Annotated in this window: 18 protein-coding genes and 1 pseudogene; 10 read left to right on the forward strand and 9 right to left on the reverse strand. The window is 68.0% G+C overall.

Going from position 1 to position 23,250, the window contains the following annotated elements; genetic code table 11:
- Window positions 1-51: 51 nt before the first annotated feature.
- The 9 genes from NS6_RS25100 (at window position 52) to proB (ending at window position 13,641) form a co-directional block, all read left to right on the forward strand.
- The gene (locus tag NS6_RS25100) at window positions 52-2,730 is read left to right on the forward strand and encodes a valine--tRNA ligase (RefSeq protein WP_068046292.1); all 2,679 of its coding nucleotides are present in this window, start codon (window positions 52-54) and stop codon (window positions 2,728-2,730) included.
- A gap of 71 nt (window positions 2,731-2,801) precedes the next feature.
- The gene (folC, locus tag NS6_RS25105) at window positions 2,802-4,187 is read left to right on the forward strand and encodes a bifunctional tetrahydrofolate synthase/dihydrofolate synthase (protein ID WP_443093657.1); all 1,386 of its coding nucleotides are present in this window, start codon (window positions 2,802-2,804) and stop codon (window positions 4,185-4,187) included.
- A 353-nt stretch (window positions 4,188-4,540) separates the two neighbouring features.
- Complete coding sequence (locus NS6_RS25110) at window positions 4,541-4,957, forward strand: DUF4233 domain-containing protein (RefSeq protein ID WP_068046943.1); 417 nt, start codon at window positions 4,541-4,543, stop codon at window positions 4,955-4,957.
- A gap of 94 nt (window positions 4,958-5,051) precedes the next feature.
- Window positions 5,052-5,468 (forward strand): nucleoside-diphosphate kinase, encoded by a 417-nt coding sequence (gene ndk, locus NS6_RS25115; RefSeq protein WP_068046294.1) that lies wholly within the window; start codon window positions 5,052-5,054, stop codon window positions 5,466-5,468.
- Between the two features lie 406 nt (window positions 5,469-5,874).
- Window positions 5,875-9,915 carry a translation initiation factor IF-2 N-terminal domain-containing protein gene (locus NS6_RS25120; protein WP_245669501.1) on the forward strand — a complete coding sequence of 1,347 codons (4,041 nt, stop codon included), beginning with the start codon at window positions 5,875-5,877 and terminating at the stop codon, window positions 9,913-9,915.
- A 330-nt stretch (window positions 9,916-10,245) separates the two neighbouring features.
- Window positions 10,246-10,557: a 50S ribosomal protein L21 gene (gene rplU / locus NS6_RS25125; RefSeq protein WP_068046299.1), complete on the forward strand. Its 312-nt coding sequence runs from the start codon at window positions 10,246-10,248 to the stop codon at window positions 10,555-10,557.
- 42 nt (window positions 10,558-10,599) lie between these two features.
- Window positions 10,600-10,866 (forward strand): 50S ribosomal protein L27, encoded by a 267-nt coding sequence (rpmA, locus tag NS6_RS25130; RefSeq protein ID WP_068046302.1) that lies wholly within the window; start codon window positions 10,600-10,602, stop codon window positions 10,864-10,866.
- A gap of 156 nt (window positions 10,867-11,022) precedes the next feature.
- Complete coding sequence (obgE, locus tag NS6_RS25135; protein ID WP_068046305.1) at window positions 11,023-12,480, forward strand: GTPase ObgE; 1,458 nt, start codon at window positions 11,023-11,025, stop codon at window positions 12,478-12,480.
- 39 nt (window positions 12,481-12,519) lie between these two features.
- Entirely contained in the window at window positions 12,520-13,641 is a 1,122-nt protein-coding gene (gene proB / locus NS6_RS25140) for a glutamate 5-kinase (protein WP_068046308.1), read from the forward strand.
- 40 nt (window positions 13,642-13,681) lie between these two features.
- Here proB and NS6_RS25145 read toward each other — a convergent pair whose 3' ends face one another.
- The 3 genes from NS6_RS25145 to NS6_RS25155 form a co-directional block, all read right to left on the reverse strand.
- Window positions 13,682-14,341, reverse strand: coding sequence for an endonuclease V (locus tag NS6_RS25145; RefSeq protein WP_068046311.1), 660 nt, complete (start codon window positions 14,339-14,341; stop codon window positions 13,682-13,684).
- Between the two features lie 121 nt (window positions 14,342-14,462).
- Window positions 14,463-15,344: a hypothetical protein gene (locus NS6_RS25150; protein ID WP_068046314.1), complete on the reverse strand. Its 882-nt coding sequence runs from the start codon at window positions 15,342-15,344 to the stop codon at window positions 14,463-14,465.
- 185 nt (window positions 15,345-15,529) lie between these two features.
- Entirely contained in the window at window positions 15,530-17,626 is a 2,097-nt protein-coding gene (locus NS6_RS25155; protein ID WP_068046316.1) for an ABC transporter permease, read from the reverse strand.
- Window positions 17,627-17,866: 240 nt separating this feature from the next.
- On the opposite strand from NS6_RS25155, the gene NS6_RS25160 reads away from it, so the two are divergent.
- Complete coding sequence (locus NS6_RS25160) at window positions 17,867-18,505, forward strand: TetR/AcrR family transcriptional regulator (RefSeq protein WP_157112934.1); 639 nt, start codon at window positions 17,867-17,869, stop codon at window positions 18,503-18,505.
- Between the two features lie 96 nt (window positions 18,506-18,601).
- On the opposite strand, the gene NS6_RS25165 is transcribed toward NS6_RS25160, so the two are convergent.
- The 6 genes and pseudogenes from NS6_RS25165 to NS6_RS25180 all read right to left on the reverse strand — a co-directional run bounded on the left by NS6_RS25165 (window position 18,602) and on the right by NS6_RS25180 (window position 22,985).
- A complete protein-coding gene (locus tag NS6_RS25165; protein ID WP_281211452.1) occupies window positions 18,602-19,477 on the reverse strand; it encodes a TROVE domain-containing protein in 876 nt (291 codons plus the stop codon).
- Between the two features lie 147 nt (window positions 19,478-19,624).
- Window positions 19,625-19,762 (reverse strand): annotated as a pseudogene (locus tag NS6_RS36275) (TROVE domain-containing protein); the annotation flags it as partial.
- Between the two features lie 18 nt (window positions 19,763-19,780).
- Window positions 19,781-19,948, reverse strand: a complete 168-nt coding sequence (locus tag NS6_RS36030; RefSeq protein ID WP_245669502.1) for a hypothetical protein — start codon at window positions 19,946-19,948, stop codon at window positions 19,781-19,783.
- 122 nt (window positions 19,949-20,070) lie between these two features.
- Window positions 20,071-20,853, reverse strand: a complete 783-nt coding sequence (locus NS6_RS25170) for an ABC transporter ATP-binding protein (RefSeq protein WP_068046323.1) — start codon at window positions 20,851-20,853, stop codon at window positions 20,071-20,073.
- A 51-nt stretch (window positions 20,854-20,904) separates the two neighbouring features.
- Complete coding sequence (locus NS6_RS25175) at window positions 20,905-21,861, reverse strand: FecCD family ABC transporter permease (RefSeq protein ID WP_084471428.1); 957 nt, start codon at window positions 21,859-21,861, stop codon at window positions 20,905-20,907.
- A gap of 89 nt (window positions 21,862-21,950) precedes the next feature.
- Complete coding sequence (locus NS6_RS25180) at window positions 21,951-22,985, reverse strand: ABC transporter substrate-binding protein (RefSeq protein WP_068046327.1); 1,035 nt, start codon at window positions 22,983-22,985, stop codon at window positions 21,951-21,953.
- Window positions 22,986-23,250: the final 265 nt, after the last annotated feature.

Consider the following 23,250-nt stretch of genomic DNA (forward strand, 5'->3'; position numbering starts at 1 on the left):
TACAGCACCCGCGGTGCCGGAGGCGTCGCCGATAACACTAGAATTCGGCGCGTGACCAGCGCAGCCCCTGACAACACGCGTAATCGTGCCGATGCCCTCCCCAAGAGCTGGAATCCCGGCGAGGTAGAGGCCGACCTGTACGAACGCTGGGTAGCCGCCGGTTACTTCGCCGCCGACCCGCAGAGCTCCGCGCCCGGGTATTCGATCGTGCTGCCGCCCCCGAACGTCACCGGCACCCTGCACATGGGCCATGCCCTGGACCACACCCTCATGGATACCCTCGCCCGCCGGAAGCGGATGCAGGGGTACGAGGTGCTGTGGTTGCCGGGGATGGATCATGCCGGTATCGCGACTCAGTCCGTGGTCGAGAAGCAGCTCGCGGCCGACGGTAAGACCAAGGAGGACCTCGGGCGCGACTTGTTCGTGCAGAAGGTCTGGGATTGGAAGCGTGAATCCGGCGGCGCGATCCAAGGGCAGATGCGCGCCCTCGGTGACGGCGTCGATTGGTCGCGCGACCGGTTCACTATGGACGAAGGCCTGTCGAGGGCCGTGCAGACCATGTTCAAGCGGCTCTACGACGCCGGACTGATCTACCGGGCCGAACGGCTGGTGAACTGGTCGCCGGAACTGCGCACCGCCATCTCCGATATCGAGGTCAAACACGACGAAGTCGCCGGCGAACTGGTGTCGCTGCGCTACGGGTCGCTCGACGATGCCGAACCCCATGTCATCGTCGCCACCACCCGGGTCGAGACGATGCTCGGTGATACCGCGGTCGCGGTGCACCCCGACGATCCGCGGTACAAGGACCTGATCGGCACCACACTCGAGCACCCCATCACCGGGCGGCAGATCCCGATCGTCGCCGACTCCTACGTCGATCCGGAGTTCGGTTCCGGCGCGGTGAAGATCACCCCCGCGCACGACCCGAACGACTTCGACATGGGCCTGCGGCACAACCTGCCCATGCCCACGATCATGGACGAACGCGGCCGGATCGCCGACACCGGAACCGAATTCGACGGTATGGACCGCTTCGAGGCCCGGGTGAAGGTGCGCGAACGGCTGGCCTCCGAGGGCCGGGTCGTCGCCGAGAAACGCCCCTACCTGCACAGTGTCGGTCATTCCGAGCGCAGTGGCGAACCGATCGAACCGCGGCTGTCCATGCAGTGGTGGGTGAAGGTCGAGACGCTGGCCGAGGCCGCCGGCGATGCCGTGCGTAACGGGAACACCGTGATCCACCCGGCGAGCCAGGAACCGCGCTGGTTCGACTGGGTCGACGATATGCACGACTGGTGCATCTCCCGCCAGCTGTGGTGGGGTCACCGGATCCCCATCTGGTACGGCCCCGAGGGGGAGTCGGTCTGTGTCGGGCCGGACGAAGACGCCCCCGAGGGCTGGGTGCAGGACCCCGATGTCCTCGATACCTGGTTCTCCTCCGGCCTGTGGCCTTTCTCCACCATGGGCTGGCCGGACGCGACACCGGAACTGGCGAAGTTCTATCCGACCAGTGTGCTGGTCACCGGCTACGACATCCTGTTCTTCTGGGTGGCCCGGATGATGATGTTCGGCACCTTCGTGGCCGACGACGCCGCGGTCGCCGCCGGTAAGGACGGGCAGTACCAGGTGCCGTTCGAGGATGTGTTCCTGCACGGCCTGATCCGGGACCAATACGGCAAGAAGATGTCGAAATCGCGTGGCAACGGTATCGACCCGCTGGACTGGATCCGCGATTACGGCGCCGATGCCCTGCGGTTCACCCTGGCCCGCGGAGCCCAGCCGGGCGGCGACCTCTCGGTCGGCGAACCGCATGCGCTGGCCTCACGCAGTTTCGTCACCAAACTCTTCAACGCCACCAAGTTCGCGCTGATGAACGGCGCCCGCTCCGGCGACCTCCCGGCCCGCGATACGCTCACCGACACCGACCGCTGGATCATCGACCGGCTCGACGAGGTGCTGCTCGAGGTCGACGCCGCGTTCGACGCCTACGAGTTCGGTAAGGCATGCGAGGCGCTCTACCACTTCGCCTGGGACGAACTCTGCGACTGGTACCTGGAACTGTCCAAGGTCCAGTTCACCGAAAGCGAGGCCCGCGCCGAATCCACCCGCGTGGTACTCGGGACCGTGCTGGATTCGGTGCTGCGGCTGCTGCACCCGGTGATCCCGTTCGTCACCGAAACACTGTGGCAGGCGCTGACCGGTGGCGAATCGGTGGTGATCGCCCAGTGGCCGCGGCCGGCCGGGGTTCCGGCCGATACCGGGTCCGCGCAGCGCATCGCCGATCTGCAGCGGCTGGTCACCGAGATCCGCCGGTTCCGCAGCGATCAGGGGCTGGGCGACAAACAGAAGGTCGCCGCGCGGGTGCTGGGCCTGGACACCGCCGGGCTGTCCCACCTGCATCCCGAGGTCGCGAACCTGGGCCGGCTCACCGAACCGGGCGCGAACTTCGCCGCCACCGCGTCGGTGGAGGTGCGGCTGAGTACCACCACGGTCACCGTCGAGGTGGATACCTCCGGGAGTGTGGACCTGGTGGCCGAGCGGCGCCGCCTGGAGAAGGATCTGGCCGCCGCTCGGAAGGAGCTCGCCGGTACCGAGGCCAAACTCGGCAACGACGCCTTCCTGGCCAAGGCGCCGGAGCAGGTGGTGGACAAGATCCGGTCGCGGCGTGATGTCGCGGCGGCCGAGGTGGACCGTATCGGGGCCCGGCTGTCCGAGCTGAGTGACAAGTGAACGACCACGAACCGAACCCGGAACCGGAACCGCAGCACGGCGGCGCCCAGCTCGGTACCGGGCCATCGCCGGTGGAACTCGCGGAGATGGCGCTGGTCGAGGCGGAACTCGACCAGCGCTGGCCGGAAACCGAGATCGAGCCGTCGCTCACCCGGATCTCGGCGCTGATGGATGTGCTGGGTTCACCTCAGCGCGGCTACCCATCGATCCATATCGCCGGCACCAACGGCAAAACATCGGTGACCCGGATGATCGATTCGCTGCTCACCGCACTGCACCGCCGCACCGGCCGGCTCACCAGCCCGCATCTTCAGCTGGCCACCGAGCGGATCGGAATCGACAACCGGCCGATATCCCCCGCGCACTACGTGGAGCTGTATCGCGAACTGCAGCCCTATATCGAGATGATCGACGCCCAATCGGCCTCCGCGGGCGGCCCGCCGATGAGCAAATTCGAGGTGCTCACTGCCATGGCCTACGCGGCGTTCGCCGAGGCACCGGTCGATGTGGCTGTGGTGGAAACCGGGATGGGCGGCAGCTGGGACGCCACCAATGTGATCGACGGCCAGGTCGCGGTGATCACCCCTATCGGCCTCGACCACACCGACTATCTGGGTCCCGACCTGACCTCCATTGCCAAGGAGAAGGCCGGGATCATCAAACCCGCCCCAGAATCCTTGGTACCCGTCGACAATGTCGCGATCATCGCCGAACAGGATCCGGAAGCCATGGATGTGCTGTTGCGCCGCGCCGTCGAGGTGGATGCGGCGGTGGCACGGGCCGGCTCCGAGTTCCAGGTATTGAGCCGCCGGATCGCCATCGGCGGTCAGCAACTCGAACTCCAGGGCCTCGGCGGCGTATACGACGAGATCTTCCTGCCGCTGCACGGCGAACACCAGGCCCATAACGCCGCCCTCGCGCTGGCCGCAGTGGAGGCGTTCTTCGGGGCGGGATCGCAGCGCCGGCTCGATATCGAGGCAGTCCGTGCGGGCTTCGCCGAGGCCACCAGCCCCGGCCGGCTGGAGCGGATGCGCAACGCACCCACTCTGTTCATCGACGCTGCACACAACCCGGCCGGTGCGGCCGCATTGGCGGCCACACTCACCGCGGAATTCGATTTCCGCAAACTGGTCGGGGTCGTGGCGGTTCTGGGTGGTAAGGACACCGCCGGGATCCTCGCCGCGCTCGAGCCCGTTTTCGACGAGATAGTCGTCACCACCAACGGGTCGCCCCGCGCCCTGCCGGTCGATCGGCTGGCCGATCTGGCCGTGCAGCGCTTCGGTGACGAACGCGTGGTCACCGCGCAGAGCCTGCCCGATGCGCTGGAAACCGCCGTCGCCCTCGCCGAGGATGTCGGCGAGGGTGGGGAAATGGTGTCCGGCGCGGGCGTAGTGGTTACGGGTTCGGTCGTCACCGCCGGCGCCGCCCGTGCGCTGTTCGGCAAGGCGCCGGCGTGATGCTGTGTTGGATTGCGGCGCCTCCGGCGCCGCGGTGTTCGGGGCCCTGTGGGTCTCGGATCTTCCCTCCTCCGCTCCTCCGCTTCGCTCCCCCGCTCCGTCGGTCCAGATCCGAGACGGGCCCCGAACCGACAAGGTCGGCTCTTCACAGGATGAAAGTGGAGAGTGGAGGGCCGGGTGAGCCTGCCCTTCTGATCGGTGCTCCGGGTCGAGCAAGGCTTGCGAAGACCTCGCCGCCAGGTGCGCTCGACAGACGGTGTCCACCGAACGGGGGCGGAAGCCCGCGCTGCCGGAGGCCGCGCCGATCAGGTACAGAGCATTCCCGACGCCGGTGCCAACGATAAGGACGCATGATGAGTGAGAGCCAACCCAAAGGGCCGGAGCCGGTGCCGACCGCACCGGATCCGTGGAAGGGGCTGCGCGGGGTGATGGCCGGGGCGCTGGTGCTCGAGGCGATCACGGTGCTGCTCGCCCTGCCGGTGGTCGCCGATATCGCCGGCGGTGTCACCTGGGTCTCGGGGACCTATCTGGTGGTGCTCGCCCTGATCATGATCGCCGGGGCCGGGCTGCAGCGGCGGTCCTGGGCGATACCGTTCAACCTGGGCCTGCAGGTGCTGGTGCTGATCGGTGGCATCTTCCATATCTCGATCGCGATCATCGGCATCGTTTTCCTCATCGTGTGGGGGTTCATCCTGGTCCTGCGGTCCGATGTCAAACGCCGGATGGAGGCCGGGACGCTGCCCAGTCAGCGGATGGGCCGAAGCTCCTAGCCGGGGCCGCGCGCCGTGGCAGCCACCGAGGGAACTCCGGCCGGGTGCGGACTGCGGTTGAGGCCGGCTCGACCACGCCCATTAGGCTGGCCGCGTGACAGAGCAGACATTTATTCTGATCAAACCGGACGGCGTGGCGCGCGGTTGCGTCGGCGAGGTGCTGGACCGCGTCGAGCGCAAGGGCCTGAAAATCGCCGCCCTCGAGCTCAAGCAGGTGAGCGAGGAACTGGCCGGTGAGCACTACGCCGAGCACGCCGATAAACCGTTCTTCGGCTCGTTGATCCAATTCATCACCTCGGGTCCGGTGGTCGCGGCCGTTCTGGAGGGGCCGCGTGCCATCGCCGCCTTCCGGCAGTTGGCCGGCGGCACCGATCCGGTGGAGAAAGCCGCCCCGGGCAGTATCCGCGGTGATCTGGGTCTCGAGACTCAGTCGAACCTGGTGCACGGATCGGACTCGCCCGAGTCCGCCAAACGCGAGATCTCCCTCTGGTTCCCTGAATTCCCGCTCTGAACACTGCCCGGTAACGGGCTTTCCGGATCCGTGCGAGTGCCTTGCGCGGCGCCATGGCGAACACCTGGCGCACTGTGTGGGATACTGGTACTTGGTTGTGCCCGACACAGGGTGCGACCGGATGACACACTGCGGAACGATGCCGCCATCGCTGCCGCGGACGTAGAAGCCGGACACTTCGGCTGCGTCTGCCCGGCGCGCTGGACGAGTGCTCGGACTGCGGCGTTCAGCCAGATGCCAGGCGCCGCGTGGCCAGTTAGCCCGACCGACGTTCGATAGTGGAGATAACCGGGCACGCGGGGCGAGACCATTGACCTTGCGCCAACCGCGCGAGGCGGACGGAAAGCGTCCCCGCGACGGCCGCGTCACTCGTAGAGGAACGCGCCCGGGGGCCCGAGGAGACTTCGTGGCCGATCAAGAGCCGCTGGACACAACATCACAGGACGACGATCACTTGCCGGAGCGAATCCGAGTGCACGCCCTTGCCAAGCGCTTGGGCGTAACCAGCAAACGTATCCTGGCCAAACTCAGCGAACTGGGGACCGAGGTCCGCAGCCCGCAGTCGAGCGTGGACCGGGCCGTCGCGGAATCGGTCCGCGAATCGTTGACCACCCCCAACCTGACCCCTCCCGAACCGGGCCTGTTCGAGCCGGCCGCTGTCGGCCCGGAAACGGGCGCGGCGGGGCCGGGAGGAATTGCCGGTACCGGTGAGGCCGGTGCCTCCGCTACAGGAACCGAGACCGCTGTCCCCGGGGCCGAGCAGGCCAAGAGCCCCGCTCCGGCGTCGGGCGGCGGTTCCGGGCAAATTCCTGGCATCGGTACGGAAACCGTGGCCGCGGGCGCGGCGGTGTGGGAACCGGAGGAACCCACCGCACCCGATGTGGTGGCCGCCGGTACCGGGCTCGCTCCGGCCCCGGCGACCGAGACCGCTCCGCCCCCATCCGGCGTGGAGTCATCCGCGGCTGCCGGTGTGCCCGGCACGACCGAATCGGGTACTGCCGACTCCGGCGCTGAAGAATCCGCCCGTGTCACCGACACCGGCCGGGCCGACGACCCCGGCGGTACTGTCGGCGAGCCTATGACCGGCTCAGGTGCCGCCGCCGAACTCGGTGCGGCCACCGAGGCCGTTGAACCGCCCGGAACGAACGCGTTCGGTGAGGCAGCCGAAAACAGTGGATCGGCGCGCGGTGACCACGGCACCCGATCCGGTTCGGCTCCCGATACCGCGGCGGGTTCCGCGGAACCGTCCGAGCTCGCGGGCCCGGCCTCCGTCTCCGCCACCCTCTCGACGAGCGCGCCGGACTCCCCGTCGATGCCGCTGCCCGCGTTCACCGCCGCGGCGAATCTGTTCGCCAGCCCGGTGCCCGAGGAACCCATTTCGACCGAACCGGCCGTATTCGAAAGCGCGGTCGTCGCGGCTCCGCTGTTCCTCTCGCCGGATATGGCCGCCGCCGAGGATCTGCGGCGTCGCCGCAAGGCCGAGCAGCAGGCCGAGCAAAAGGCCGAACGGCAGGTCGAGCAGAAAGCCGAACGGCAGGCCGAGCAGAAAGCCGAACAGAAGGCCGAGCCGGAGCCCGCCGCGGACAGTGAATCCGAGAGTGAAACCGACGACGACGATCAGCCGCGTCGCCGCCGCCGTGGCCGGCGGGGCCGTGGCCGGGGGCGCGGGGAGCAGCAGTCCGAGGGCGATAGCGAAACCGATGCCGAAGAGGACGAGTCCGCCGAACCGGCGGAAGCATCCGCCGAGGCCGAGGACGAATCCGCCCCGAGCGAGGATGCTGCCGGCCAGGAAGCCGCCGATACCGGCGAGGAATCCGAGGGCGGCTCGAGCCGCCGTCGCCGGCGCCGGCGCCGGCGGAAAGTATCCGGGGAATCCGGCGAGGCGGCCGAATCCGCCGACGACGATCCGCCCAACACGGTCGTCCATGAACGCGAACCGCGGAACAAGACTCGGGCCCGTGCCGCCGTGGACGAGGTCCAGGGCATCAGCGGCTCCACCCGGCTGGAGGCCAAACGGCAGCGCCGGCGCGACGGTCGCGAGGCCGGTCGGCGGCGCCCGCCGATCCTCACCGAATCGGAATTCCTGGCGCGGCGCGAATCGGTCGACCGGGTCATGGTGGTCCGGGAGAAAGAGTTCCCAGGCCATCCGTCGGCGACCCAGGTCGCGGTGCTCGAGGACAACATCCTGGTCGAGCATTTCGTCACCAGCACCGGATCGGCATCCATGGTGGGCAATGTCTACCTGGGCAAGGTGCAGAACGTGCTGCCGAGCATGGAGGCAGCGTTCGTCGATATCGGCCGGGGCCGCAACGGTGTGCTCTACGCCGGTGAGGTGAACTGGGAGGCCGCCGGGCTCGGCGGTAGGGAACGCAAGATCGAGCAGGCCCTCAAACCCGGCGATCAGGTGCTGGTGCAGGTCAGCAAGGACCCGGTCGGGCACAAGGGCGCCCGGTTGACCACCCAGATCAGCCTCGCCGGCCGATTCCTGGTGTACGTGCCGGGCGGCACCTCCACCGGGATCAGCCGCAAACTGCCCGATACCGAGCGCAAACGTCTCAAGGAAATCCTGCGCGAGATCGTGCCCACCGATGCCGGGGTGATCATCCGGACCGCCTCCGAAGGAGTCAGCGAGGCGGAACTGACGCGCGATGTGGAGCGGTTGCAGGCCACCTGGCGTAAGGTTTCCGCGGCCGCCGAGGCCGAATCCAATGCCCCGAAAACTCTCTACGAAGAACCGGACCTGCTGGTGAAGGTGGTCCGTGATCTGTTCAACGAGGATTTCTCGAAACTGGTGATCGAGGGCGAACGCTCCTGGAACACGGTCGAAGAATATATCGGCACCGTCGCTCCGGACCTGCTCGCGCGGGTTTCCCGGCACGAGAACAACGGGGTCGATGTTTTCGAGACCTACCGGATCGACGAACAGCTGGCCAAGGCGCTGGACCGCAAGGTATGGCTGCCCTCCGGCGGCACCCTGGTGATCGACCGGACCGAGGCCATGACCGTGGTCGATGTGAACACCGGCAAGTTCACCGGATCCGGCGGCGGCAACCTCGAGGAAACGGTCACCCGTAACAACCTCGAGGCCGCCGAGGAGATTGTGCGGCAGATGCGGTTGCGCGATATCGGCGGCATGATCGTGGTCGATTTCATCGATATGGTCCTCGAATCCAACCGTGACCTGGTGCTGCGCCGGCTCACCGAGGCGCTGGGCCGCGACCGCACCCGCCACCAGGTCTCCGAGGTCACCTCGCTGGGCCTGGTGCAGATGACCCGCAAGAAGCTCGGCACGGGCTTGGTGGAGGCCTTCTCCAGTACCTGTGAGCACTGTCACGGTCGCGGCATCCTCGTACACAGCTACCCGGTGGAAGCCGGTGGCGCCGACGAGAGCTCGGGCCGGGGTCGCGAATCGGGTTCGCGGCGGCGCCGCAACCGCGACAAGGCCGCGCCCGCTGCCGCCGCGCCGGCGCCGGTGGCCGAAATCTCGGAAGAGGACGCGGCGGCCAAACGCGCGCATCCGGTGGCGCTGGCCATGGCCGCGCACCAGTCGGAGGATGTGGCGGACGAGGCGGCTACGGCCGCGGATCAGGTCGCGACCGGCGAGGTCGCTGGCCAAGCCGGGGAGAAGGCCCGCACTGCGACAGGAGCCGAGACCGGTGGTACCGGGGAACCGCGGCGACGGCGTACCCGGGTCCGGCGCTCCGCCGGTGCCGCATCGTCCGGGGAGCGTGCTGCTGCCGAGTCGAACGGCAGTGCTGCGCACGCGGTATCCGAAGCGAGCGCCGCGGGTACCGCCGAAGCCTCGGTGCAGACGGCCGGGGCTGCCGCGGATACGGCCGGAATCGCCGCGGAAACAGCAGCGGATGCCGGCGGACCGGATACCGAATCCGCAGCGTCGGTGCCGGCTGCCGGCAGCGCGGCGTCGGAAGCCATCGAATCGACTGCTGAAGCGGATGCCGACGCCACGTCGGGTAGCGAGCCGCAGACGGCGGACGTTGTCACCGGTGCCACCGCCGTGCCGGACACATCCGCCGCTGTGCTCACCGCCGCCGGCCACGAGGCCGCTCCGGTAACAGAGCCTGTTTCGAACGGTGCTCCGGAACCCGCTGCCGCCCCCAATAGCGCTACTGCCGACGCGAACGGCACAGCTGCGTCGGTGGCGACAGGTGCCACAGCGGAGACCGGTGGGGAGCCGCCGGTTGCCGTAGCACCGGCCGAGGACAGTACTGCCGGGTCACGGCACCGGCGGCGTCGCGTCGCCAGGTCCACGGCCTCACCGGCAGCCGACGCCGCCGCCGCGGTCTTCGTGCTACCGGCCGAGGAGCCGCCGGCAGCGCCGGTCGCCGACCTTGCGTCCGAACCCGTCGAGGCCGGAGCACCGGTCCGCCGGGCCCGGCGCCGCGCGGCCGGGCGCCCGGCCGGGCCACCGGTCGACGACGACAACTGAGTCGAGGTGAAAGTGCCCGGTCCGGCAACGGATCGGGCACTTCGCTGTGAGCCGGATGTCTCATCCGCAGTGCGTATACCGGGAGTAACAGTCGGGGACCGGGTACCGAGTGGGGACCGGTTTGGTCGCGGGAACCGGCATCGGGTAACCTTGGCATTCGCTGCCCGGTGACAGCATGAGCTGTTCCGTGGCCGGTTCCCGATACCGAGAGCCACCAGATGCCGAGGCGGCGACGATTACCAGACCAATCGTGCGGTGAACCCCGGTGCACTCCGGGAGACAACCGTGCGAATGAGTGCCGAGCACTATAGGAAGAAGGGCAGCCGACCGATGGCAACGTACGCGATCGTCAAGACCGGCGGAAAGCAGTACAAGGTCGCGGTCGGTGACCTGGTGAAGGTCGAGAAGATCGAGGGTGCGCCGGGCACCTCTGTGGCACTGTCGCCGGTGCTCGTCGTCGATGGCGCCGAGCTGACCACCGCGGCCGACAAGCTCGCGAAGGTTTCGGTGTCGGCCGAGGTAGTCGAGCAGACCAAGGGCCCGAAGATCCGCATCCACAAGTTCAAGAACAAGACCGGCTATCACAAGCGTCAGGGTCACCGTCAGCCGCTGACGGTCCTGAAGGTCACCGGCATCAAGTAACCACTCGCAGGGCTTTGGTCCCGCGCTGAAGGAGTATCAGCAATGGCACATAAGAAGGGTGCATCCAGCTCCCGGAACGGCCGCGATTCCAATTCCCAGCGGCTCGGCGTGAAGCGCTTCGGCGGGCAGACCGTCAAGGCCGGCGAGATTTTGGTACGTCAGCGCGGCACTCACTTCCATCCCGGCGTCAATGTCGGTCGCGGCGGGGACGACACCCTGTTCGCGCTGGAGGCCGGTGCCGTGACGTTCGGCAGCAAGCGTGGTCGCAAGACCGTCAACATCGTGGTCCCGGAGCCGGTCGAAGCCTGACCGGCTGACGACTCCACCACAGCGAGCGGGTCAGGGTGATTCACCCTCGACCCGCTTTTCGCGTTTCTACGGTCCGCCGTAGTTTTCCCGGGGCGGCCCCGCTATCGGACGCCGCGCCTTCCCGACCTTCCAGTTCCCGAGGAGGATGATCCGGCCATGGCCAAGTTCATCGACCGCGTCGTTCTTCATGTCAGCGCCGGTAAAGGCGGCCATGGTTGTGCGTCGGTGCATCGGGAGAAGTTCAAACCACTCGGCGGGCCCGACGGCGGTAACGGCGGTAACGGCGGGGATGTAATCCTCGAAGTCGATCCCAATGTGCACACCCTGCTGGATTTCCATTTCCACCCGCATGCGAAGGCCGGCAACGGTAAACCCGGTGAGGGCGGGAACCGGGACGGGAAAAAGGGGTCGGAGCTGCTGCTCAAAGTTCCGGACGGAACCGTGGTCCTGGACTCCGACGGCGAGGTCCTGATGGATCTGGTCGGTGCCGGCAACCGGTTCGTGATCGCGAAGGGCGGACGCGGCGGACTGGGGAACGCGGCACTGGTTTCCCGGGCGCGGAAGGCACCGGGGTTCGCGCTGCTCGGCGAGGAGGGCGAGGTCCGCGATGCGGTGCTGGAGCTCAAATCCGTCGCCGATGTGGGGTTGGTCGGATTCCCGTCGGCCGGTAAATCATCGCTGGTCTCGGTGCTGTCGGCCGCGAAACCGAAGATCGCCGACTATCCGTTCACCACGCTCGTCCCGAACCTGGGTGTGGTGAACGCCGGTGACACCACCTTCACCATCGCCGACGTTCCCGGGTTGATCCCCGGCGCGAGCGACGGGCGTGGCCTGGGCCTGGATTTCCTGCGTCACCTGGAACGGTGCGCGGTGCTCGCCCATGTCGTGGATCTGGCGACTCTCGAGCCGGGCCGCGACCCCCTCTCCGATATCGATGCGCTCGAGGCCGAGCTCGCCGCCTACAAACCGGCGCTGCGCGGCGATGCGAGCCTGGGCGACCTGGCCGACCGGCCGCGGGTGGTGATCCTCAACAAGGCCGATGTCCCCGACGCCGAAGACCTCGCCGATCTGGTGACACCGGAGTTGCGCGAGCGCGGCTGGCCCGTGTATCAGATCTCCGCGGTCAGTCACGCCGGTTTGCGGCCGCTGACCTTCGCCCTCGCCGAACTGGTGCAGCAGTATCGCGACGCGCATCCGAAGGCCGAACCGAAACGTCCGGTGATCCGTCCGATCCCGGTGGACGATTCGGGCTTCTCGGTGGTACCCGACCCGGAGGTGCCGGGTGGTTTCGTGGTCCGTGGCACCCGGCCGGAACGCTGGGTTCGCCAGACTCAGTTCGACAACGACGAAGCCGTCGGCTATCTGGCCGACCGGCTGGCCCGGTTGGGGGTAGAGGACAAACTTGTGCGGCTCGGCGCCGAACCCGGTGCGTCGGTGACGATCGGCGACGTGAGCTTCGACTGGGAACCGCAGATCACCGCCGGCGCCGATATCGTTCCTACCGGCCGCGGCACCGATGTCCGGCTCGAACAGACCGACCGGATCGGTGCGGCCGAACGGAAGCACGCCTCACGAGTGCGGCGTGGACTCGTCGACGAAGAAGACAGGGAGTAGGCAGGTGAGCCTGGGGAACCGCGGAGCGGGGTCACGGCCGTGACCCGGCTACCGCTCGAGCTCAGTGATGCCCGGCAGGCGATTGCCGGGGCGCGGCGGGTCGTGGTGAAGATCGGTTCGTCCGCGCTCACCAGCCTGCAGGGAGGTTTGGACAACGATCGGCTGGATCGGCTCGCGGATGCCATCGAGGCGCGGATGCGGGCCGGCTCCGATGTGGTGGTGGTGTCGTCGGGCGCGATCGGTGCCGGGCTGGCACCGCTGGGGCTCACCCGGCGGCCGCGCGATCTCGCTACCAAGCAGGCCGCGGCCAGTGTCGGTCAGCTCGCGCTCGCGCATGCGTGGGGGACCTCGTTCGCCCGGTACGACCGGACCGTGGGCCAGGTGCTGCTCAGCGCCGACGATTTCGCTCGGCGCGAGCACCACCGCAATGCGCAGCGCACGCTGGACCGGTTGCGGTCGCTCGGTGCCGTCGGGGTGGTGAACGAGAACGATACGGTTGCTACGGAGGAGATCCGGTTCGGTGACAACGATCGCCTGGCCGCGCTGGTCGCCCATCTGGTGGGGGCCGACGCCCTGTTCCTGCTCTCCGATGTCGCCGGACTCTACGACGGCGACCCTCGTAAAGGCGAGGCGAATTTCATCGCGGAGGTGCGCAGCAGCGCCGATCTCGACGGTGTGATAGCCGGGAGCGGCGGAGTGCTCGGTACCGGTGGTATGGCCTCGAAACTGTCCGCCGCCCGGCTGGCCGCGGATGCGGGGGTACCGGTGCTGCTGGCAGCGGCGGCCGAGGCGGCAAGTGCGCTCGGAACCGGGACCGTCGGTACGGCTTTCGCGGCCAGGCCGGTGCGTTTATCTGCCCGCAGGTTCTGGGTCCGGCACGCCGCCGACAGTCGCGGCGCCATTCTCATCGACGCCGGGGCCGTCCGCGCGGTGGCGCACGCCCGGCGTTCGCTGCTCGCCGCGGGGATCGTCGGGGTACGCGGCCGGTTCCACGGCGGCGATGTGGTGGATCTGATCGGCCCGGACCGCGCGATCGTGGCCCGGGGCGTGGTGGAATACGACGCGGCCGAACTCTCCACCATGCTGGGCCGGTCGACCAGGGAACTGCCGGACAGTATGCAACGCCCCGTGATCCACGCGGACGATCTGGTGAAGGTCTGACGCCGGGCCGTTACTGTCGGCCGGACATCGGCAGCCCCGCTCAGGAAATACGGCCCAGATGGTCGGCGGTGCGAGTGGTCTCCGGTAGCCGGTAGCGGGGTGCCAGGCGCAGCACCAGTTCGCAGGCCGAGTCGAGGGTGAAACGGTGGCCCACCGAGACGTAGACCGGTTTGATTCCGCGTCGAGTGCGCAGGGCACGGCCGACGATCTCGCCCTCGGCGGTGACCGGGCTCCAGTCGCCGCGATCGGGTCCGGGCGCGCTGAACTCGCCGTAGGAGTTCTTCGCGACGCCGATACTCGGCAGGCCGGTGAGAACTCCGAGGTGTGCGGCCAGGCCGAAGCGGCGGGGATGGGCCGATCCGTGGCCGTCGCAGACGAGCACATCGGGTTCGGCAGTCAGTTCTTCCAGTGCCCGGGTCAGTGCGGGGATTTCGCGGAATGCGAAAAGGCCGGAGATGTAAGGGAACTCGATCCGTTCCCGGATGACGGCCTGGTCGAGTATCGTCAGCGATTCGGTGTCGAGTACCGTCACCACCCCGATGGCGGTATCAGGGTCCCGGTAGGCTACGTCCAGCCCGGCCACTCGCCGTACCGGTCCGTGGTCGTCGTCTACCACGACCTGCGCCCGGAGCCGCTGCTGTATTGCGATGGCCTCCTCCTCGGACACCACCCATTCGTGCATCTGCCGCACCCGAACCATGCCCGGAGCCTAATCGGCGCGGCCGAGTGGAGCGTATTCGCAGGAGGAGACGCGGCGCCGGACGGCCGCGGACCGCGTGAAGATACGCGTCGTCCGAGTATTTCGACCGGAACGGACCGGCTCAGCCGGGGAAAGGATCCACGACCCGGTAGTTGCGCAACCGCTCGACCGCGCGGTCGTCGGACAGTTCGGCACGCGCTTCGGGATGTTCGTGATAGAAGCGGATGAGCCAGTACGTTCCCGCCGCACCGATCGAGAGTTTCTCCGCGTGTATCCGCTTGGTGCCGGTGCGACCGGGCCGGCGGCCGGGGAATTCGATGCGAATGGTGCCTTTGGAATTGTTGCGCGACTGCACGGCGATCCGTTCCACGGCCGTCCAGCTCACCCGGTTCCCGATGGAGGTTTTGGTGGGCACCACGATATGCATCGGGGTGAGCACCAGGCGGCGGATCTCCGGGCGCCGCGCGTAGACAGCGAGGTATCCGAGCACCGCAACCGAGACCGTGATCGCGAGCCACGGAGGTATCGGTAATCGCAGGGTGAGGTTGCCGGTCAGTACTCCGATCCCGTAGATCGCGCAGAGCGCCGCCGGGCTCAGGAAGCAGATCACCAGCGCGATCTCGTAGCCGAGTGAGCGGCGCACCACCAGTGCGCCACGGTCGGTGGCGAACCGTGCACCGTCGACCCTGATTCGCGACCGGCCCCGCGAGGTCGCGGAGATCATCGGCAGGAACGAGGCCACCCATATGGTGGCCGCGATATGCAGCGCGGTGAGCAGCGGTTCACCGGAGTCGATGGACAGTGCCGCCTGCGCCGCGAGGAAGGTGGCGAGAATCGCCACCAGGAACACCGCCGGGTAGGTCCAGCCGTTGAGATTGCCGCGTAGTTCCCGCGGCGGCGGGAAGAAGCCGCCCGGCTGTACCCGGGGCGGACCGGCCTGCACACCCGGACCCGCCTCGGCTTCAGGCGGTTCGGCGGATAGTGTGCTCGGCTGCGATGTCATCGGTACTACCTGTACTCCAGGGTTGCTTCGGGTGCCTGTGATGATATCGGCAATCGCCCGGCAACTCCTGTTCGCGAACCGTGGGTGGCGTCAGTGCGCCACCGGAGCCCGCTTTCGCACCCTGCCGTTCCGCTCGCAGCACCGGTGGCGCCGCGAGCGGAATGTCTCGAATGCGTTCTACCGGTTCAGCTTTCTGCGCCCACAGGGCGGGGCGCGTCCGTCCAGCGCGGCCGGAACCGATCGATCAGCACCACGACCACCAGCGAAACCACGCCCCACAACGCGAATGTCGTCAAATGCGTGCCGACCGTATCCGCGTCGAAGTACAGGATCGAGCGCACCGATTCCACCGCCGCCGGCATCGGCAGCACATCGTGCAGGACCCGGAACATCCCCGGTTCCATATAGATCGACATGGCGCCGTTGGATGCGGGCACACCGAGGAACATGAGTACCGCGATCACCGGGAGGACGGCCAGCATGCCGAGGAGTCGTACGAAGATCGTGGTGAACAGGGCGGTACTGAATATCGCGACCGTTCCCACCCCGAGCAGCGGTAGGAAATGCCCGTGTACGGCGCCGACGAGCGGGCCCGCGATCAGCCATACGACCGCCGACATCGCCACCGACCAACCGGCCAGGAGTGGCAGCAGGGTGCGCAGGCCCATCACCATCGGTGCTGCCGTCGCGCCGACGATGATGATCATGAAGCCGGCCATGATCCAGCCCATGGCCAGGTACATACTCACCGTACCCATGCTGTCGGTATCGGCCAGTGCGGTGATGTTCTCGGTTTCCATCGGCAGCTGCTGACCTGCGGCAACCTGGCCGAACACTGTCTGCACGACCTGCTGCTGGCTCATCCCGGCAGCCTCGTTGGTGATCAGCGTGGCGTGCGGGGTCTGTGCCGAGGGCAGGATGTAGGCGGCCGATACCGTGCGGTCACGGACGAGCTCGCGGGCCTCGTCGCTATCGGCGGCACCGCGCAGATCGAACAGGCCGGCCATGTTCTGATCGAGACCCTGCACCACCTGATCGGCCATTTCCGGGGTGGCCGCGACAATCGCCACCGGCATCTCGTCGGGTGCCGGTTGATACATGGCGCCGAGCATGGTCGTCATCATCATGCCCACCATGGCAAAGGGGAAGAACGCCAGCAGGGCGTAGTGCACGCGAGCGCGGGGGCGTGGGCCGGGCAGTAGGGATTCGACGGTGCGCGCGGGCGGTGCGGCATCCGGATCACGGCGCCGCTTGACGGCGTCGACCCCGAGTGTGGCAAGCAGTGCGATGCCGGCGCCGGCGGCGAGTACGGCCAGGTGACCGGCGAGCCCGTTGCCGCCGAAGAAGAGGATCGAACGCAGCGCCTCACCTGTGGCCGAGGCGGGCAGAAAACCGTGCAGCACCGGGTAGAGCGAGGGCAGTGTGTACACCGACATGCCGAGGTTCGAGGCCGGAACACCCAGCACCATCAAGAAGAGCATGCCCACCAGAACGGCCATCGGCCCGAGGATCCGGGTGAGGAACAGCTGCACCGAACCCACCGCGAACACCGCCAGCCAGCCGATACCGAGCACTTGCGCCGTATGACCTTCGACTGCGCCGAGGATCGGGTCGGCGACCGTCCACACCAGCCCGGCCATGAGCGCCGCCCAGCCCGCGAGCAGCGGGACGAACCGCCGGAACCGCAACAGTTCCGGCGCCGAGGACAGCATCAGGCTCAGCGGCATGTATCCCGCGAGCATGAGCGCGGTGGTCATGAACATGACCGCAAGGCCGGCAGTGTCGTGCGCCGGGAGCGGCGCGAGATCTTCGGTGTGCGGCCGGAGGTTCTCGGCGATCACCTGGGCCGACAGCACCTGACCGATGCCGGCCGACTGAGAAGCGCCCGCGGCGCCGGCGGTGTAGACCGCGGCGGTTCCGTCGGGTCCGGCCGGGAGCGCGACCGCGCCGCTGACCTCACGGGCGAACACGAGTTCACGGGCTTCGGCATCGCTACCGGCGATCCGTACGTCCACGGCTTCGCCCTGATCGGTTTCCAGCGCCGTCGCGAACTCGGCCGCGCCCGGCCCGGTGACCGCGACCGGCATATTGTTCGGCGCCGGTGCGTGCATGGCGGCGAGGTACCCGGTGATCATCATGCTGACCATCAGAAACGGGAAGATGAACATGCCGGCGATGCGGCCGATCTTCTCCTTCTTCGCGCGTGCCGCCTCTTCGCGGCCGGCTTCGTCGAGCTCGGCATCGGTGGGCGGACTGTCGGTTTCGGTCGGCGAGGCGGTCACCGCGGTACTCCTTGCTGTGGGCAGATTCGAACCCGTGGGTTCGGCAGGAAGATCGGTGGGTTCTCGGCGGCGGGGCAGCGTCATCGATCCCTCGGGCCGCACACCCGGTATGGACCCAATTTACGCCACTTGACTTAAAATGGTGATACCCGCGGGCTGTGAGACTGATCGCAACCGCGAAGGCACGGTACGGGCATGATGAACCTGCCGGCAGGGCACGACAGAAGGCGAGGAAAAACGGTGGGACGGCGCGGTGATCTGGCCAGGCAGGCCCTTCTCGACTCCGCCGAGGAACTGTTCGCGACTCATGGAATCGACTCGGTATCCAGCCGGCGGATCGCAGAGCACGCAGGCCAGTCCAACCACTCGGCCGTCACCTACCACTTCGGGGGCCGCGACGAACTGCTGCGCGAACTGGTGGACCGATACCGCGAACCGGTGCGCCGGATCCGCGCCGATCTGGTCGCCCAGCTCCCGGCCGACCCCGGTCTCACGCACTGTCTGCAATGCCTGATCCTGCCGGTGACCAGCCATATCGGATCCCTGCCCACCCCGACCTGGCGGGCGAGGTTGCAACGTCAGCTGGCCACGACACCGTCCACAGCCGCCATGCTCACCGAATCCGCCCGCGCCGACGAGCTGTCCGACCGCGTGATCGCGCACATCAACGAATATCTGTCGGCGGTCCCGCCCACGGTGCGTACCGGTCGCGAGCGGATCGTAAGCCGCATGATCATCGATATCTGCGCCGAATACGAGACCCGGATCAGCGAGGGCTCGCAAACCGCCGAGTGGACGGCGCTCGGATACTTCCTCACCGACGCCTGCGCCGGCCTGCTCAGCGCTCCGGTGAGCCACCCGGATTTCACCGGGTTGTAGGCGAAAGCCGTACCCCGTCGTCGAAGCGGCGAGACAAAACCGCCGGTGTGGGGCGCGCGGGCCGGGTCGGTCGGACCCCATGATGCTGGGCTCGGATCAGGCCCCGCGGGCGAAATCGGCCGGCAGCGCCGGCACCCCCGCGTCGAAACCGGCGATATCGAGCATGCCGGCGTCCTGCGGGTCGGCGATGGTGAAGTGGCTTGCGGTCATCCCCACCACCAGCTTGGCCTGCGGGTTGATGTGTTCCCGGTAGCGCCGAAGCGACTGGTGCGGGTGTTGCTGCCCGGCCCAGGTCTCGCTGTCGGTGAGGACCACGAACACATCCACGTCGATACCGCGTTCGAGGGCATAGCGCATGGGCAGCGAGCAATCCGTACCGCCGAACGGCAGGCTCGACACCGCGCGGATCGCATCGTCGAGCCGCTGCCGCGGACTGATATCCACCTGCCGTAGCCCCGCCTCCCGGTAACTCGCACCATCTCCTCGCGCGGTGAACCCGACGATCCGGTGGTGCGTTTCGGTCGCGGCGGTCACCAGCGCGAGTGCCGCACTGGCCTCCCGCGCCGACAGGGGCAGACCGGCGATCGGGGACGCCATGGATCCCGAGACGTCCAGCGCGAGCAGATACCGCTTTCCGGTGGGCTTCACCGCCCGGAACGCCGCATAGAACGCCGCGTCGAGGGCATCGACGATCTGCTGCGCCGGTGTCCAGGTGCCGCGGCCACGCACACCGCGCCCCGCGGCATAGGTGCGCAGCGCGACCAGCACGTTCACCGGGTGCACCCGTGCGCGCTGCAACCGCTCGGGATCCGCCGGCTGCGCGGCCACCGCGCCGGTCCGTGTGGCGAGCGGGTCGAGCAGGCCGAGGCCGGTCAGTTGCGGCAGCTGCCGCATGAGCGCAGTATGCGGAAGACCGTTGTCCAGCAGTGCTTCCCATACTGCGGGCTCGGTGAGCGCGGTATCGGGCAGCATCTCCCACGACAGCCGGTACTCGTGTACCAACGCCGGGACGGCAGCGGCATCGGCGGTCTGTGCGCGGTGGAACCCTTCCACGAGCCGCAATCCGTCCAGGGCGGGCTCGCGTCCGCAGATCCAGTCGAACAGGCGCTTACGCTCGTCCTCGGCGGTTTCCGGGTGGGACAGGCGCAGCAGGTCGCGGTGGGTCCAGCCTTCCCGCTGCCGGAACTTCACGGTCTGATAGGCGATTTCGTCGAGCGGCCGGCTCGTGTACCAGTGCGCGACGGCACGGCGCAGGCCGCGGCCCCAGCCGCGGAACTATTCGATATAGCGTGCGAACAGGAACAGATGAGTTCCGGTGCGCGCCACCAGCGGTAGCGCGTCCAGTGCAGTTCGCCGGCCCTCGATATCGCCGAGCGCGGCCGCGGCGGCGAGCGCGAACAGCGCGGGATTCTGCCGTGGCTGGTGGTGCCGACCGGAGTTCATGCACCCGGGTTGCCCTGGGGCATGCAGGATTCGAACCCGTATATGCCGGATAACCGGCCGGCGTCGGCCCGTTCTCGTTGTGCGCGGCACGACAGGCGGGTGGTCGTGGTGGTGTTCCGGCATCACCGGTCGGCAGGGCGCGGGTCGGCGGCTGTCCGGCGATAGCGGATCACCGGGATGCCGTCGTCGACGATAACGGTGGCGCGGACACCGTAGACGTTGTGGACGAGTTCTTCGGTCAGGGTTTCGGCGGGGTAGCCGTGGGCGGCGATGCGGCCGCGGTCGAGCACCAGGATGTAGTCGCAGAACATGGCCGCGAGGTTCAGGTCGTGCAGGGCGACCACGGTGGTGATGGGCAATTCGGTGATGAGATCCAGGATCTCGAGCTGGTGGGCGATATCGAGATGGTTGGTGGGTTCGTCGAGCAGCAGTTCACTGGGTTCCTGGGCCAGGGCGCGGGCGATCTGGGTGCGCTGGCGTTCGCCCCCCGAGAGGGTGCGCCAGGTGCGATGCGCGTGCGCGCCGAGCCCGGTTGCGTGCAATGCCTTGTCGATCGACTTTTCTTCCTGTGGGTCCGTACCGAACAGGTCGCGGTGCGGGATCCGGCCCAGGCGTACGACATCGTGCACGGTGATATCGACCTCGGTATGTGCGTGCTGGCCGACTGTCGCGACCCGGCGGGCCAGCGGCCGCCGGCCGAGACGCTGCAGTGGGGTGCCGTCGAGGGTGACGGTGCCGTGATCGGGTCGCGAGATTCCGGCGAGCAGCCGTAGCAAAGAGGATTTACCGGACCCGTTCGGCCCGAGCAACCCGACCGTCTGGCCGGGCAGCGGGCGGATATCGATATCGTCGACGACCAGGTTGCCGCCGCGGGTCCACGACAGGTGTGTGCCGCTCAGTGTCATCTGCTCACCTGCGTCCTGTGGCTCGTCGACCGGCCGGGGCACCCGGCCGTGTCATGCGGTACTCCGGGTGCGGAACAGCAGGAGCGCGAACGCCGGGACCCCGATCAATGCGGTGACCACACCGACCGGCACCTCCTGCGGCGCGAAAACGGTTCTCGCCAGCGCGTCGACCCAGACCAGCAGTACCGCGCCCAGGACGGCACAGACAGGTAGCAACCGGCTGTGCCGGGGACCCACCAGGAACCGAGCGGCGTGCGGGAGAACCAGGCCGACGAAACCGATTGCCCCGGCCGCGCTGACCAGCACCGCGGTCATCAGGGCGGTGACAACGAGCAGTAGTAGCCGGGTCCGCCCGACTGCGATGCCCAGGGTCGCCGCGGCCGACGAGCCGAAGGTGAACGCGTCCAGTGCGGAATGCCGCCACCAGCACAGTACGAAACCGGCGGCGCAGACCAGCGCGGTGACCGTGACATCGGTCCAGCTCGCACCTGCCAGCGAACCCAGTAGCCAGAACAGGATGCCGCGGGTGCGTTCGGCGTCGGCGGAGGACAGCACGATGAACGAGGTGAGCGCGGAGAACAACTGGGTGCCCGCGACCCCCGCCAGCACCACCTTGGCCGCGCCGCCGCCGGCGCCTGCCGCCAACAGCAGCACCAGCCCGAACGAGACCAATGCGCCGGCCAGCGCGCCGGTGGACAGCGATACCAGACCGCCGCCCACCCCGAGCACCGCCACGATCACCGCGCCGGTGGAGGCGCCGGAAGAGATACCGAGGACGAACGGGTCCGCGAGTGGGTTGCGCAGCAGCGATTGCATGATTGCCCCGCAGACGGCCAGTCCGGCGCCGCAGATCGCGGCGAGCAGGGTCCGTGGTAGCCGCAGTTCCCAGACGATGCCTTCCCGGATCGCCGAGAGCTCCGCGGCGCCGATGCCGAGCTTGTCGAACAGTACTGCGTACACGTCGCCGATGGACAGCTCCGCGGGACCGATGGTGATCGTGAACGCCATCGAGACGGCCAGCGCCACCAGACCGAGTAGCACCAGCGCTGTGGTCGCGGGTGCGCGCGTGATCGGGGCGGGCGGCGCTGTCTGCGGACTCACGAACCGTAGCCCCACCGCTCCAGAGCGTCGGCGACCTTCTCGATACCGTCGACCGTCCGGATCGACGGATTCAGATCCGCACCGTTGACGACGATATAACGCTTGTTCCGGACGGCGTCCAGTCGCGCGGTGACCGGGTTCGATTCCAGGAACGAGATCTTGCTGTCGAGGGCGTCGCCGGCCAGGCTGCGCCGGCTCAGGTCGGCCAGGACGAGGGCGGTCGGGTTGCGGTCGAGGATGGTTTCCCAGCTCACCTGCGGCCACTCGTTGGTGGTGTCGTCGAAAATATTCTTCGCGCCGACAGCATCGGTGATGATGCCGGACGATCCGCAGCATCCCGCCATATAGGGCGTGGAGGTATCGGCGAACCAGTACGCGAGCGATACGTCCTGGGCGGCGATCCGGCCGACCGCGGCGTCGTGGCGGCCGCGTAATTCGGTGACCAGCTGCTCACCGCGGTCCCGGATATCGAAGATCGCTGCCAGATCGCGGACCTCCTTGTACACCGAATCCATGGTCAAGGGTTCGGTGCGGGCGCCGTCGGCATTGACACTGGCATCGGTTTTGCCGTCGCAGTCGGTCGGCGACTGGTAGGACGGCACGCCCAGCTGCGCGAACTGGTCCCGGTCGGCCACTCCGCCGGGGCCGAGCGTGCCGCCGAAGGAGGCGGCGACGAAATCCGGTTCGGTATCCAGCACCACCTCGAACGAGGGGGCGTTATCGGCCAGCCGGGGGACCTTCGCGTTTGCGGCGGCCAGATTCTCGCGCACCGGATCGGTCCAGGTAGCAGTGCCCACCATTCGGTCGGCCAGGCCGAGCGAGAGCATGATTTCCGCCGACCCTTGATTCAGGGCGACGGCACGCTGCGGAGGAGTATCCACCGTCACCTCGACACCGCAGTTGCTGATCTTCATCGGGAAGCCCGCCGCATCGGCCGCGGTATCCGGGATGGTTCCGGCCTCGGTGGCCGAGCAGCCGGCGAGCGCCGCGGCGGCCAGGCCGGTGGCGATGATCAGCGGAAACGACCGCATCAAGGCTGGACTCCTTGGGTCTGGGCCTGTGCGCGAGGCCGGCGTCGGTGCGGCGCGTGAGCGATCGGACTTCACCTGCACGGGTGTCACCGTTGCGCGCCAGTCCCGGAGTCCCACCGGGTTCCCTCACTACGCCGCGGGCCGCAGTGCGGCCGCGATAATGCTATCCGAGGCTCGACTGGACATACGACCAGGGCGAATTATCGAATTCTCCCGAGGGATCGGTTACTCGTACCATAATTCGGTACCATCAGAGGGGAACCCG

Source organism: Nocardia speluncae NBRC 108251, assembly GCF_001613245.1.
Lineage (GTDB): Bacteria > Actinomycetota > Actinomycetes > Mycobacteriales > Mycobacteriaceae > Nocardia > Nocardia speluncae.

Excerpts from the sequence above, each read along its gene's own strand:
- NS6_RS25110 (WP_068046943.1), top strand. The coding sequence starts at position 4,541 with ATGAGTGAGAGCCAACCCAAAGGGCCGGAGCCGGTGCCGACCGCACCG.
- rplU (WP_068046299.1), top strand. The coding sequence starts at position 10,246 with ATGGCAACGTACGCGATCGTCAAGACCGGCGGAAAGCAGTACAAGGTC.
- rpmA (WP_068046302.1), top strand. The coding sequence starts at position 10,600 with ATGGCACATAAGAAGGGTGCATCCAGCTCCCGGAACGGCCGCGATTCC.
- obgE (WP_068046305.1), top strand. The coding sequence starts at position 11,023 with ATGGCCAAGTTCATCGACCGCGTCGTTCTTCATGTCAGCGCCGGTAAA.
- NS6_RS25145 (WP_068046311.1), bottom strand. The coding sequence starts at position 14,341 with ATGGTTCGGGTGCGGCAGATGCACGAATGGGTGGTGTCCGAGGAGGAG.
- NS6_RS25150 (WP_068046314.1), bottom strand. The coding sequence starts at position 15,344 with ATGACATCGCAGCCGAGCACACTATCCGCCGAACCGCCTGAAGCCGAG.
- NS6_RS25165 (WP_281211452.1), bottom strand. The coding sequence starts at position 19,477 with ATGCTGCCCGATACCGCGCTCACCGAGCCCGCAGTATGGGAAGCACTG.
- NS6_RS36030 (WP_245669502.1), bottom strand. The coding sequence starts at position 19,948 with ATGAACTCCGGTCGGCACCACCAGCCACGGCAGAATCCCGCGCTGTTC.
- NS6_RS25170 (WP_068046323.1), bottom strand. The coding sequence starts at position 20,853 with ATGACACTGAGCGGCACACACCTGTCGTGGACCCGCGGCGGCAACCTG.
- NS6_RS25175 (WP_084471428.1), bottom strand. The coding sequence starts at position 21,861 with ATGGCGTTCACGATCACCATCGGTCCCGCGGAGCTGTCCATCGGCGAC.
- NS6_RS25180 (WP_068046327.1), bottom strand. The coding sequence starts at position 22,985 with ATGCGGTCGTTTCCGCTGATCATCGCCACCGGCCTGGCCGCCGCGGCG.